This is a genomic window from Streptomyces sp. NPDC002588, assembly GCF_040295925.1.
Classification (GTDB): domain Bacteria; phylum Actinomycetota; class Actinomycetes; order Streptomycetales; family Streptomycetaceae; genus Streptomyces.
On the sequence record NZ_JBEOWF010000020.1, the window covers coordinates 31,947 to 43,336 of the forward strand.

General features: G+C 69.0%; 14 protein-coding genes and 1 pseudogene. 7 read left to right on the top strand and 8 right to left on the bottom strand.

The window, feature by feature from the left end; translation table 11 throughout:
- Positions 1-231: hypothetical protein (locus ABT057_RS23340; RefSeq protein WP_352345437.1), on the bottom strand; the 231-nt coding region annotated here is incomplete at its 3' end.
- Positions 232-603: 372 nt separating this feature from the next.
- On the opposite strand from ABT057_RS23340, the gene ABT057_RS23345 reads away from it, so the two are divergent.
- Together ABT057_RS23345 and ABT057_RS23350 are read left to right on the top strand one after the other, a co-directional pair.
- Positions 604-855: a hypothetical protein gene (locus tag ABT057_RS23345; protein ID WP_352345439.1), complete on the top strand. Its 252-nt coding sequence runs from the start codon at positions 604-606 to the stop codon at positions 853-855.
- 103 nt (positions 856-958) lie between these two features.
- Positions 959-1,393 carry an NUDIX domain-containing protein gene (locus tag ABT057_RS23350; protein WP_352345441.1) on the top strand — a complete coding sequence of 145 codons (435 nt, stop codon included), beginning with the start codon at positions 959-961 and terminating at the stop codon, positions 1,391-1,393.
- Positions 1,394-1,434: 41 nt separating this feature from the next.
- Here ABT057_RS23350 and ABT057_RS23355 read toward each other — a convergent pair whose 3' ends face one another.
- The gene (locus ABT057_RS23355) at positions 1,435-1,797 is read right to left on the bottom strand and encodes a VOC family protein (RefSeq protein ID WP_352345443.1); all 363 of its coding nucleotides are present in this window, start codon (positions 1,795-1,797) and stop codon (positions 1,435-1,437) included.
- Positions 1,798-1,963: 166 nt separating this feature from the next.
- Complete coding sequence (locus ABT057_RS23360) at positions 1,964-2,551, bottom strand: NADPH-dependent FMN reductase (RefSeq protein WP_352345445.1); 588 nt, start codon at positions 2,549-2,551, stop codon at positions 1,964-1,966.
- 88 nt (positions 2,552-2,639) lie between these two features.
- On the opposite strand from ABT057_RS23360, the gene ABT057_RS23365 reads away from it, so the two are divergent.
- Positions 2,640-3,134 (top strand): MarR family winged helix-turn-helix transcriptional regulator, encoded by a 495-nt coding sequence (locus ABT057_RS23365; RefSeq protein WP_352345447.1) that lies wholly within the window; start codon positions 2,640-2,642, stop codon positions 3,132-3,134.
- Between the two features lie 389 nt (positions 3,135-3,523).
- On the opposite strand, the pseudogene ABT057_RS23370 reads toward ABT057_RS23365, so the two are convergent.
- A pseudogene (locus tag ABT057_RS23370) lies at positions 3,524-4,045 on the bottom strand (thiamine pyrophosphate-requiring protein); the annotation flags it as partial.
- A 52-nt stretch (positions 4,046-4,097) separates the two neighbouring features.
- On the opposite strand from ABT057_RS23370, the gene ABT057_RS23375 reads away from it, so the two are divergent.
- Positions 4,098-4,253 carry a hypothetical protein gene (locus ABT057_RS23375; protein WP_352345449.1) on the top strand — a complete coding sequence of 52 codons (156 nt, stop codon included), beginning with the start codon at positions 4,098-4,100 and terminating at the stop codon, positions 4,251-4,253.
- A gap of 216 nt (positions 4,254-4,469) precedes the next feature.
- Positions 4,470-4,892, top strand: coding sequence for a hypothetical protein (locus ABT057_RS23380; RefSeq protein ID WP_352345451.1), 423 nt, complete (start codon positions 4,470-4,472; stop codon positions 4,890-4,892).
- A 158-nt stretch (positions 4,893-5,050) separates the two neighbouring features.
- On the opposite strand, the gene ABT057_RS23385 is transcribed toward ABT057_RS23380, so the two are convergent.
- Positions 5,051-6,514 (bottom strand): sensor histidine kinase, encoded by a 1,464-nt coding sequence (locus tag ABT057_RS23385; protein WP_352345453.1) that lies wholly within the window; start codon positions 6,512-6,514, stop codon positions 5,051-5,053.
- Positions 6,501-7,181: a response regulator transcription factor gene (locus ABT057_RS23390; protein WP_352345455.1), complete on the bottom strand. Its 681-nt coding sequence runs from the start codon at positions 7,179-7,181 to the stop codon at positions 6,501-6,503. Before ABT057_RS23390 ends, ABT057_RS23385 begins: the two co-directional genes overlap by 14 nt.
- 128 nt (positions 7,182-7,309) lie before the next feature.
- On the opposite strand from ABT057_RS23390, the gene ABT057_RS23395 reads away from it, so the two are divergent.
- Together ABT057_RS23395 and ABT057_RS23400 are read left to right on the top strand one after the other, a co-directional pair.
- Positions 7,310-8,842, top strand: coding sequence for a glycosyltransferase family 39 protein (locus ABT057_RS23395; protein ID WP_352345457.1), 1,533 nt, complete (start codon positions 7,310-7,312; stop codon positions 8,840-8,842).
- Positions 8,843-9,221: 379 nt separating this feature from the next.
- Positions 9,222-10,160: an SGNH/GDSL hydrolase family protein gene (locus ABT057_RS23400; RefSeq protein ID WP_352345459.1), complete on the top strand. Its 939-nt coding sequence runs from the start codon at positions 9,222-9,224 to the stop codon at positions 10,158-10,160.
- 452 nt (positions 10,161-10,612) lie between these two features.
- On the opposite strand, the gene ABT057_RS23405 is transcribed toward ABT057_RS23400, so the two are convergent.
- Positions 10,613-11,035: a PIN domain nuclease gene (locus tag ABT057_RS23405; RefSeq protein ID WP_352345461.1), complete on the bottom strand. Its 423-nt coding sequence runs from the start codon at positions 11,033-11,035 to the stop codon at positions 10,613-10,615.
- Complete coding sequence (locus ABT057_RS23410; RefSeq protein ID WP_352345463.1) at positions 11,032-11,247, bottom strand: type II toxin-antitoxin system VapB family antitoxin; 216 nt, start codon at positions 11,245-11,247, stop codon at positions 11,032-11,034. Before ABT057_RS23410 ends, ABT057_RS23405 begins: the two co-directional genes overlap by 4 nt.
- Between the last annotated feature and the right edge of the window lie 143 nt (positions 11,248-11,390).

Here is an 11,390-nt window from a genome sequence, read left to right on the forward strand (position 1 = left end):
GGCGCCAGGGCCGCTGTCCAGGACGTGGGCCGGGGCGTCGGCTCCGTGGCGCAGGATGTCGGCCAGGGAGCCGGGCGGGCCGTTCAGGACGTGGGGCAGGGCGCCAGGGCCGCTGTCCAGGACGTGGGCCGGGGCGTCGGCTCCGTGGCGCAGGATGTCGGCCAGGGAGCCGGGCGGGCCGTTCAGGACGTGGGCGGTGGTGCCGGGCGCGCGGTGGAGGACATCGGCCATGAGGCGAGCCGGACCGTCGGAAGCGCCGGCGGGACGGTGGGCGGCATCGCCGGGAGCGTGGCCGGACAGGCCGCGGGTGTGACGGAAGCGGCAGGCGACACGGTACGGGACGGCGGCCACGCCGTTGCGGACGCAGCTGAGACGGCGAACGCCACCGCTGAACCGGCCGAGCCGGCGGAGTCGACCGAGCCGCCTCCGGCGCGCAAGGGCGCGGAGAGAGAGCGGGGCCGGGTCGGTCGGAGTCCAGGCGGCACCCGCACGCGCCGGGTGCGCGGAGAGGACGGGAAGCTGCCGCCAAGGTCCAGTCGCCCACGTACCGCCAGGCAGCCGGAGGAGCCGCCCTGAACGCGAGGGTCGGGAGCCGGGAGCCCGGTGGGGGACATCTTGTTCCGGTCGACGGTCCGCGCCGAACGGCTCCGCTTCACGCAGGAACCCCAGACAGTCGTCCGCTTCCCCGGCACCGGGAATCGGCAGTCGACGAGCCACAGCGACCGCGCCCACCTGCCGGCCCCGGTCACCCCCGGTCAGGAATACCAGGACGTCACCGTCGTCTACCACCTTGCGACCCGGCTCACCAGGGAGCCGGAGGCCGGGCGGAGCGGTGACGACGACACGGGCCGGTGATCCGCAACGGCCGTAACCACAGCCGGAGATCTCGAGGGCACTCGAACACCGTGAGGGCAGGACTGAGGCCGCCGGCCGTGGTGGGCGCGCTATCGTCACGCATATGAAGGTCCGTCACAATGTTCGTGCGGTCTTGCTCGACGACGGCCATCTGGTGTTCCTGCGCCGAGGATGGCCGGGCGGAGCCCCCTATTACACAACCGTCGGCGGGGGCGTCGAAGCTGACGACGCCGACCTCGAAGCGGCCCTGCGCCGCGAAGTGATGGAAGAGATCGGCGCCACGATCGGCCCCGCGACCGAGTTCCTGACCTTGACCGAGCCGGGCGAAAAGGTCACCGTCGTTCAGCACTACTTTCGCGCCGACGTGCTGGACATGGATCTGAACCGCCGCAGCGGCCCTGAACTCGACGATCCCGACACCGGCGACTTCTCGCCGGTGCGAGTCGCGTGGGACGCGTCAGCCGTGAGAGCGCTCGGACTCCAACCGCCCGAACTCGCCGACCACCTACAGGAGAACGCCAAGAACTGGGGTGCCTGAGAGCCGGCGTCATTCGACGGATTTTTCGCAGGAGCCCCCTGTCAGGCGCTGGTGTCAGGTCGTCGGCCAAGGACACAGAACTCGTTGCCTTCGGGGTCTGCCATGACCACCCACGGCTGGTCACCCTGACCGATGTCGACACGCTGTGCGCCATGAGCCTCGAGGCGGGCCACCTCGGCGTCCTGATCATCAGGTACGAAGTCGAGATGCAGCCGGCTCTTGGCCTTCTTGGGCTCGTCAAGGCGGACGAACTCCAACCCCGGACGGCGATCCGGCTCCGGGCGGATCGCGAACTCCACGTCAGAGGTGTGGACCACAACCCAGCCAAGAGCCTCGGCCCACCACTGCCCCAGGGCCTCCGGATCCGCCGAGTGCACAATCACATTTTGCCATTCCAAGGTCATCGGCTGAGCCTAGCTCCCACCGGGGCCCGGGAGCAGGCGCCCGAAGCGCTTCAGGACAGCCAGGCAGCGGCTGTCCGGTCGGCCTGCCGGTAGGGGCTTCAGCGCCTCCCATGCGGCGTCCGTCGGCTCGCCACGTCCTCTCACGTGATCGGCCACGAGCCGGGTCTCATGCAGCCGTGGTCGTCTGCGTCTTGGCCTGGCGCACCCCGCGCAGTGCGCCGGACCAGGCGATCACCTGGTCGAGCATGCCGCCCACGGCGGTGTCGAGGCCCTCCTGGGGGACGAAGGCGCCGGTGTGGAACGAGGGGCGCGTCGAGATGGTGGGCTGGGCGCGGACCGTGGCCACCTGGAGTTCGGCGAGGACGAGCCGCAGTGCCTCGGCGGCCCGGGCCCCGGCGACCCAGCCGCCGTAGCTGATGATCCCGGCGGCCTTGTCGTTCCACTCCCGGTAGACGTAGTCCAGGGCGTTCTTCAGGGCTCCGGGGTAGGAGTGGTTGTACTCGGGGACGAGGAACACGTAGCCGTCGAAGCTGTCGATGAGTGCGCCCCAGGCGCGGGTGTGGTCGTGCTGGTACTGCTGGAAGTTCGGGTTGCCGGGCTCGTCGAGGTTGCCGAGCTCGTGGTCGGCGAGGTCGATGAGTTCATAGTCGGCTCCACCGTGGGCGCGGGCGGCCTCCAGGGCCCAGGCGGCGATCTGGTCGCCGCGGCGTCCGGGGCGGGTGCTTCCGAGGATGAGTGCGATGCGAAGCGGCATGGTCTTCCTTCCGGGAGAGTTGACGCGACAACTCTAGATCGGAAAGAGTTGAAGTGACAACTCCGCTGGTCGCGGTATCCTCGGCAATATGACGGAGACTGGATCGCTGGAACCCGAGGAGTGGGAGTTCTGGGATACCTGGATGCGGGCGCAGCGCCTGCTCACCAGGGAACTGGAGCGTGGTCTACAGCGTGACTGCGACATCTCGAAGGCCGAGTTCAGCGTGCTGGTGACACTGTGGCAGGCCACCGGCCGCGAGATGCGTGTCGGCGAGCTCTCCGAGTCGCTCGACTGGGACAAGAGCCGCGTCTCACATCAGCTGACGCGCATGGAAAAACGCGGCTTCGTCGAACGCACCCGGTACGGGGCCGATGGCCGCCGCGCCGGGATCGGACTGACCACCGAGGGGCGCCGGGCCGTCCAGAGTGCCGTCCTCGTGCACGGCGGCAACATCCGCCGTCACTTCCTCGACTCGCTGACCCCCGAGCAGGCATCAGTCATCCGGGCATGGAGCGAGCAGGCAGTCGACCGCCTGGAACCGCACCGCAGCGAGGCCGCCGGCGACGGCGCGTCCTGGTCATGACGACATGCGGGCACGCCTTGTCAGCACGGCCGTCGCCGTCGCGGCGAGACCGGCCGCGAGGGCCGAGGCGGCGGCCGGGTGGCGGGCCAGGGCGGCTTCGAAGGAACGGCTGTGCGACCGGTCGTCGAAGTTGCCGTGGGCGATGATGTCGACGCGTGGGACGCCCCCTCCTCGACCCGACCGCGCAGTCGGCGTTCCTGCCGGTCGTCGTCGGAGGTGGTGAAGCCGCCGCTGCCGTGGACGGGCACCTCGACCTGGGCCGCGTCCGGCAGGCGCACGAGGGGCAGACCGAGCAGACGGGCCTTGCAAGCCGAGCCCGTGACGTCCCCGTGTGTCGCTCACGTGTCGTCCTGGGCGCCGGGTCGGTCGGCGCGGTGGCGGTGGCCGGGCAGGAACTCCTGCACCTTGGCCTTGAAGCCCTGTTTGACCATGCCGGTGCGGTCGCTGTCGCCCTGGAGGACGGAGGCAGCGGCGGCCCGGGCGAGGTCCGCGTCGGCCGGCACCGGAGCGTAGTGCGCCATGCCAAGACTGGACGGGACCATCTTGAAGGCGTGCCCGGGCGGGGAGTAGTCCAGTTCCTGCACGTCGGCGGAGATGATCACGGCCGTGACCGAGCGGCGGGCCATCGCGGTGCGCATCGCCCGGTCCAGCACGTTGGGCAGTTGCTCGGGGACGGTGACCATCTCGCAGAAGTCGGAGGCGACATCCTTGTACAGGCTCAGCAGGTCGACCTCCTGCTGGTAGGAGCCGCCCATGGCGCTGCGGTTGGTCTGGCCGAAGATCGCGACGACGGGCACGTGGTCGAGCTTGGCGTAGCCGACGGCTTCAAAAGCCGACATCTCCTCGTGGCGGGACTGGATGAACCGGGGGTTGTCGTCGGCGCGGCCCCAGGCCGCGAGCAGACCGTGCAGCAGCATCAGCTCGATCAGGGCACCGTAGTCGTCCACATCGTCAATCCTGAGCGTGCCCTCGATCCTGCCCGCAGTGCGCACGTCGCAATGGCTGCAGAACACGCGGATCGAGGTCAACAGAGCGATCGTCGTCAGCCATGCTGCAACCTTAAGTGTCAAGGCCATCAACGGTCTTGGAGCGCCAACACTCGGGGGTGCTGACAGCTGAGCAGGTTGAGCAGGTGTACGGCGTCGCTCGCCATCGCCAGGCTTGGAGTCGGGCCTGAGCCGGTGCGTCTCAGCGAATTGCCGGCCTTCCCTGCGGGATCTATGGGTGGGCTCCAGGGTGTGACCATCGTCGGGGCGGGGTGCCCTGTCAGTGTCGTCAGTGTCGTCTCTTACGCTCCGCCCTTGAACAAACAATTCGAATGGAGAGAGGACGCGGATGGGCGGCAACGCATGGACCCACACGGGCCCCTATCAGCGTGATTTGGCGGCCGCGTTCCGGCAGGCCCAGGAAGATGAGCTGGCGCGGGACAACCGCGGCTTCGGGGGACGGTCCGTCGAGCAACTCTGGCGCGACCCGGAGTGGCAGGAGTACGTCTTCACCGGTGGCACCGGCACCGTGCTGGACTTCCCTCTCATGATCGAGGCCGCGGACACCGACGACGGCCCGTTCATGCGGCCGCTGACCGACAGCGAGGTGCGTGCGTGGGCTCCTCACGGCCGGCCCACCTACGACGAGTGGGACGCCGCTCTCGACTCCGAGCGGTTGGACTTCCCAGGCCGCGCCCAAGGGAACTGCACAGTGCTCTACCGCGACGGTAGGCCCGTGCAGATCGGCTACTGGGGGGTCACCGCCGACTAGGGGCGTGCCTCGTCCACAGCCCCCGACATACAGCCGCTCCGAGCGGCACACGCCTGCACATACGCGAAGACCCCGTCTCAGCAAAAGCGATGATGGCGGGGTCTTCGGACACCTCATTCAAGGTTTTCCCGGCAGGATTCGAACCTGCGACACCCGCTTCAGGAGTTCGCTCGGGGAAGGCGTAGCTGGAAGCATGCTCCGAGGGGCCGGGGGGTGAGGGTGAGGGTGAGGGTGCCTCGGTGACGGTGGGCCAGGTCGCGGGCGATGGCGAGGCCCAGGCCGGTGCCGCCGTGGTCGCGGGAGCGGGCGTCGTCGAGCCGGACGAAGCGTTCGAAGATGCGCTCGGCGTCCTCGGTGGGCACGCCCGGTCCGTCGTCGTGCACGGTGAGGACGATCCAGTCGTCCTGGTTCCGGATGGTGATCCGGATGCGGTGTGCGGCGTGGCGGGCGGCGTTGTCGATGAGGTTGCGCAGCAGCCGTTCGTATTCGTCGGGGTTTCCGTGTGCGTGTGCGGGGGCGGTGCTGTCGCAGGTGAGGGTCAACGGTCGTTCGGTGAGGGGGTATTGCTCGGTCAGCCGGGAGGCGAGGGCTGTCAGGTCGACGGTTTCGGGGCCGGCCATGGGGGTGCGGGTGTCGAGGCGGGCCAGGAGCAGCAGGTCTTCGGCGAGGGCCTGGAGGCGGCGGGTCTGTCGGGCTGCGGTGGTGGCCGCGGCGGGCCAGTCGGTGCGTTCCGGGTAGGCGAGCGCGACTTCCAGGCTGGCCAGCAGTGTGGTGAGGGGGCTGCGTAGTTCGTGGGCGGCGTCCGCGACGAAGCGGCGTTGCCGGGCGGCGGCGTCGTCGAGGCGCTGGAGGGTGCTGTTGATGGTGGTGGCCAGGGCGGTGATCTCGTGTCCCGTGGCGGGGACGGTGACGCGTTCGCGGGGGTCGCTCGCGGTGACCGAGGCGGTGAGGACGCGGATGGCTTCGACCGGCCGCAGCGCGATTCGGACGGCGAAGTAGGCGGCGGCGGCGATCAGTACGAGGCTCACGAGCCCGGCCCGCAGCAGCAGGCGGTCGGTGGTCTCGGTGATTGCCTCGGCTGTGTGCGGGAGCACCACCACATAGACCCGCAGGTTGGCGTCGGCGGCGACGCCCAGAGCGGCGGCTTTGTCATTGCCCAGGTCATCGGCCTGGATATCTGATGTTATGACCTGGTTGGTCCCGCCGGCTACGGAGAATTTGTCACTGGGGTCGTAGGCGGGGTTCGCAGGCAGGCGGACGGTGGTGATGAGCTCGGCCCTCAAGGCTGTCGGCGGGGCGGGCATCACGTGGTGGGTGCCGGGAGCGAAGTCGTCCATGCCCCCGCCGTAGGCGACAGCGGTGCGCCGGCCGGTCGCGACGACCTCGTACGGCACAGAGCTTGTGGAGTCGGGAACGACACCCTGCTCCAACTTGTCACAGAGAGACCAGAGTTGTTCCTTGGCTTGGTCTTCGGCGATCTGCGTGCTCTGGTGGTAGACGTCGTGGTGGACCCACCAGCCGATGCCGGCCAGGATGACGGCGGCGGTCGAGGCGGCGGCCAGGGCCGCGCCGGCCCGTACCGAACGCGGCCACCAGCGGCGTCGTGGCTCAGCCGCGTTCACGGTCGTCCACCAGGCGGTAGCCGGTACCCCGTACGGTCTGCAGGGACCGCCGGCCGAACGCGGAGTCCACCTTCTTGCGCAGTGCGCTGACGCGCGCCTCGACCAGGTTGGGGTCCAGGGCCTCGTCGGGCCACGCGTGATAGAGCAGATCCGATTTGGAGACCGCCTGGCCCGCCCGGCGGGCCAGCAGCTCAAGGACGGCGAACTCCCGAGGGGTGAGTTCCACCCGGGCTCCGGCCCGGCGGCAGACCCGGCCGGCGACATCCAACGAGAGGTCGCCCACGGCAAGGACGGGCGGTGCGACCGTGGCCGCTCGTCTGACCAGGGCCCGCAGCCGTGCGACGAGCACCACGTAGGAGAAGGGTTTGGCCAGGTAGTCGTCGGCCCCCGTGTCCAGGGCCTCTGCCTGATCCCACTCCCCGTCCTTGGCGGTGAGTACCAGGATGGGGGTCGCGTTGCCCTCCCGGCGCAACTGGGCGCAGACCTTGTAGCCGTTGAGTCCGGGCAGCATCAAGTCCAGTACGACCAGGGCGTATTCGCCGGTCCGGGCCATCCACAGTCCCTGCCGGCCGTCATGGGCGAGGTCGACGCTGTAGCCCTCGGCGGTCAGACCGGTGTGCAGGGTGCGGGCAAGGTCCACCTCGTCTTCGACCACCAGGATGCGCATGCGGTGCAGCCTCGCACAGCGCCGGCCCGCCTTCCTGATCGGCCGGTCAGGTTGGGTCAGCCTCCCGTCAACGAGGTCCGGGCACGCTGGCGGGGTTTCTTCGCCACCGCTGAAAGGCCCTGCCACCGATGTCCGTTGATCAACGTGCCACCGCCGTGGCCAGGACGGTTTCTCCACCCGTACCCGCCCGTCGACCATCACCGGGCCCGGCCGAAGCCGTTGTCGTCCTCGCGCCCTTGTCGCTGACCATCGCTCTGGGGCTCTGGGGTATCCGCAGGAAGAACACCATGTGGGGGGACGAGTCCGTCACTTGGCAGCTCGCGCACCGCGATCTTTCGCAGATATGGCTCACCGCCCAGCATGTTGATCTGGTCCATGCCCTCTACTACGCCGTGATGCACGAGATCTTCGATCTCTTCGGCGGAGGGCTGCTGACGTTGCGGCTGCCGTCCGTGCTGGCCATGTCCGTGGCGGCGAGCGGAGTCGGGCTGCTGGCGCTACGCCTGGCGGGACCCCGTGCCGGGCTGCTGGCCGGGCTGGTGTTTCCGCTCCTTCCCCAGGTACAGAAGTACGCGCAGGAAGGCCGCTCGTATGCCATGGTCTGTGCCCTGGTCACCTGGGCCACCTATGCGTTCGTGGTCAGCGTCCCGCATCGCGCCCGGTGGCGGTGGGCGGTCTATGGCTCCACCATGCTGCTGGCCTGTCTGCTCCATGAGTTCGCGGTCCTCGCCCTGGTTGCACACGGCGTCACCCTGGTCGTCTCCCGTGTTCCACGACCGGTGCTGAGGGCGTGGAGTGTGGCTGCCGCGGGCGTCGTGGCCGGGCTGTTGCCGCTGGCGATCCGCAGTGCGGGGCAGTCGGGGCAGGTGTCCTGGATCGGCGGACCGGTGCGGCTTCGTCATCTCCTGGTTGTGGCGGTCGTGGGCGTGGCGTGTGCCCGAGCGCCTCTGGGGGTGAAGGGGCCCGTGCGGCTCTCCGCGCTCGCTGTGCCGATTCTTGTGCTTCCGGGCCTTCTGCTGCTGATCGCCTCACTGGTCAAGCCCCTTTTCGTCGACCGGTATGTGCTCTACAGCAATATCGGAATCGCCTTGCTGCTGGGCGCCTGGATGGATCACTTCCACCGGCGGCAGCGGTCCTCCCGCAACTCGTGGATCGCGGCGGTTGCCGTACTGGCCGCGCTCGTCCAGCCGAGCCTTTCGCTGAGGACGCCCCAGAGCCGGAGCAATGACGTCACCGCCATCGGCGCCACCGTACGCAAGGAAGGCCGTCCCGGCGACGGGCTGCTCTATCTCTCCGGCCGGCACCGGATCTTGACTGCGGCCAACCCCGAGGACACCCGTTTCCTTACGGATCTCGCCCTGGCACAGGACCCCGTTTCGTCGAACACACTTGCAGGTGTCGAGCTTCCCGCCCAGGAAATAGCGGCACGCATGCTGGAATTCGACCGGATCGTCGCGGTCCGCGGCCCGACGGATGCGCACTCGCCGACCAATCCGCAGGAGGAAGCGAAAACGAGCACCCTGCGGCGCCACTTCCGCGAGTACGGAACAACCCGCGTCAACGGGGCGCGAGTCACCGTCTATGTCCGAGACCACGACCCGTCTCCGATGGCCGGTCCTGGGTCCGACAGCCCGGGTGCGAGCGGTGGGGTGCTGAGGTGAGCGCGACCGGTGCCGGCCCGGCCGGCACCACCGCCGTCACGCCGTCCAGACCCGGAAGCCACGGACCGCCGCCCACCCGTCGCTGCCTGCCGGGGGCGCCCACATCGACGACTCGATCAAGGTCACGTACTGGCAGCAGTCGATGAGCGACGCCACCAACCGGTGACACCTGAGCGGCCACATGGTCTGAACACCCCATCCCTGAGCGTGAGTTGCGCATGAGTCACAGCAGGCGAACATCAGCCCTCCGGATGTCCTGGTTCTGTCACGCGACAGCCATGACGTGGTCTCACCGGTAACCACATGCGGCACTGCGTTCTCTCCTTTGACAGCACCGGAGCGGACCACGCCTCATGAACCATGAAGACAGGAGCAACCTGTGGCTACGTACACACCCCGACGAAACGCCCTGATGGCCTGTGCGGCCCTGGTCATGGGTGCCCTCACCCTCACGGCCTGCGGCGGCAGTTCCACAGCGGACGGCTCCAGCCGGCAGTCGAAGGCCCAACTGGACCCGGCCGCCGACTCGGTCACCGCGAAGTCCGCTCAGGCGGGGAGCGCCCCGATCACGGCGGACGGTCTCGACTACGTTGCGATGGGCAGTTCGTTCGCCGCGGGCCCGAGCATCCCGCCGCTGCAGTCGAGCAGCGGGGCGGCGGCGTGCGCGCGGTCGGACAACAACTACGCGAGCATCGTGGCCCGTGACATCGGGGCGAACCTGACGGACGTCACCTGTAGCGGCGCCACGACGGCGAACATCCTCACCACCAACCAGGGTTCGCAGCCGCCACAGATCAACGCCGTGAACAGCGGGACCGACCTGGTCACGATCACCATCGGCGGCAACGACGTCAACTACCTGGGAAGCATGGTCACGTACTCCTGCCAGAACAGCGGCGGCACGAACTGCGGCACCGTGGACCAGGCCGCGATCAACACCGCCCTCGGTGCGGTGGGCCAGCGGATCGAGAACGTCGTGAACGCTGTCCACGCCAAGGCCCCGCAGGCACGTGTCCTCCTGGTGAGCTACTCCACCATGCTGCCCGACACGGGTGGTTGCACCGGTGTACCGCTCACCGCCGACCAGCGGGTGTTCGAGCGCAGCGTCTCCGTCCGCCTGGCACAGGCGTACATCTCCGCGGCGAACGACACCGGGGCGACCTTGGTCCGCCTCGCCACCGCCAGCCACGGCCACGACGCCTGCGCAGCCGACCCGTGGGTGGAGAAGTACAAGCCGGCCTCGGGACGGACCACCTACCACCCGAACGAGGCCGGCATGCAGGCCGCGGCCTCTTTGGTGAAGTCCGCGCTGGGGTGAAGCCGGGGCGCCGGGTATGTGGGGATGTGGTGCGCACCCTGCACTCCGCCAATTGGTCTAGACAACAAGCACCCCCGGGCCCATGGCCCGGGGGTTCGCAGGGGAGCGGGTGACGAGAATCGAACTCGCGCTCTCAGCTTGGGAAGCGACGGCGCTTGCGCGGCTGTGTGGCTGCTGACCTGCGCGGATACGAGGTGCCGGCGTGGTTGCGCGGGCTTGGTCGCGCCGCTGTCGTCCGTGGTTGTCCGCTGTTACGGGCATGCCGTGGGCGTGGGCTCTGAAGGACGACGAGCAGAGGGCCTGTGGCACTGGCTCTGCGCTTGACTCGGCTGGTTCGAAGGTCCAGCTCGGCGAGCCTTTGTGAGCGCACAGGCGTCCCGGCAAAGGTGCGCCGCGCCTGTCACAGGATCGGCTGTCGCGCTTCCTCGGAGTAGCCGACGCCGGGCCCTGGCTCACTTGCCGGCTTCCGGGCCGTACCACTGGAGTGCCTGGCCGGTGACGCCGGCGATGCACTCGAAGTCCCGGTCACGGTGCAGGAGGGTCAGCCCCTGCAACTCCGCCGTGGCGGCCACCACCAAATCGACGGCCCCGGCGCTGCGGTGCTGTCCGCGCTGGGTGAGGACCTCCTGGACCCGCCAGGCGCGGTCGTAGGCGCGGTCGTCGACCGGCACCCAGCCGAAGAGCAGGCGCATGTCTTCGATGCCTTGTGCGCGGTCGGCAGGGGAACGCGCGCTGTAGAAGAACTCCAGCTCGGTGATGGGGCAGGTGGCGATGAGCCCGGCGGCTGCCGCCTGGTCCCATCCGTACTGCTCGGCATCGCCGCGCAGCAGTCGGGCGAGCGCACTGGTGTCGATGAGGTATTGCGCGGCGTTCACCGGCGGTAGTTCCCCTTGTTCTCAAAGAGGTCGAGGTCGAAGGCGCCCTCTTCCGCCGACGCCCGCAGGCGGGTGAGCGCCAGGGCGCGCCGCCGGTTCTCCAGCACCTCGCGCAGCGCGGTGTTCACTGTCTCCTTCTTGGTGCTGGTACCGAGGGCCTTGGCCACCTCCGCGACCAGCTGGTCATCAAGGTCGATCACGGTGCGGGTCATCGATTACACCTCCTGGGATATATCAGGACCCATCAATTATATACGCCTGCCCACGCCTGGTGGTCATGAGCCGAAACTCCCGTGCCGGCATCCCTTCCGAAGGGCATCGTCGCGCCCGGGGCCGGTACCTCCCAAGCTGCCGC

What these genes read in the sequence shown, in the direction of transcription:
- ABT057_RS23350 (WP_352345441.1), top strand. Translation starts at nt 959, where the DNA reads ATGAAGGTCCGTCACAATGTTCGTGCGGTCTTGCTCGACGACGGCCAT.
- ABT057_RS23355 (WP_352345443.1), bottom strand. Translation starts at nt 1,797, where the DNA reads ATGACCTTGGAATGGCAAAATGTGATTGTGCACTCGGCGGATCCGGAG.
- ABT057_RS23360 (WP_352345445.1), bottom strand. Translation starts at nt 2,551, where the DNA reads ATGCCGCTTCGCATCGCACTCATCCTCGGAAGCACCCGCCCCGGACGC.
- ABT057_RS23365 (WP_352345447.1), top strand. Translation starts at nt 2,640, where the DNA reads ATGACGGAGACTGGATCGCTGGAACCCGAGGAGTGGGAGTTCTGGGAT.
- ABT057_RS23380 (WP_352345451.1), top strand. Translation starts at nt 4,470, where the DNA reads ATGGGCGGCAACGCATGGACCCACACGGGCCCCTATCAGCGTGATTTG.
- ABT057_RS23390 (WP_352345455.1), bottom strand. Translation starts at nt 7,181, where the DNA reads ATGCGCATCCTGGTGGTCGAAGACGAGGTGGACCTTGCCCGCACCCTG.
- ABT057_RS23395 (WP_352345457.1), top strand. Translation starts at nt 7,310, where the DNA reads ATGTCCGTTGATCAACGTGCCACCGCCGTGGCCAGGACGGTTTCTCCA.
- ABT057_RS23410 (WP_352345463.1), bottom strand. Translation starts at nt 11,247, where the DNA reads ATGACCCGCACCGTGATCGACCTTGATGACCAGCTGGTCGCGGAGGTG.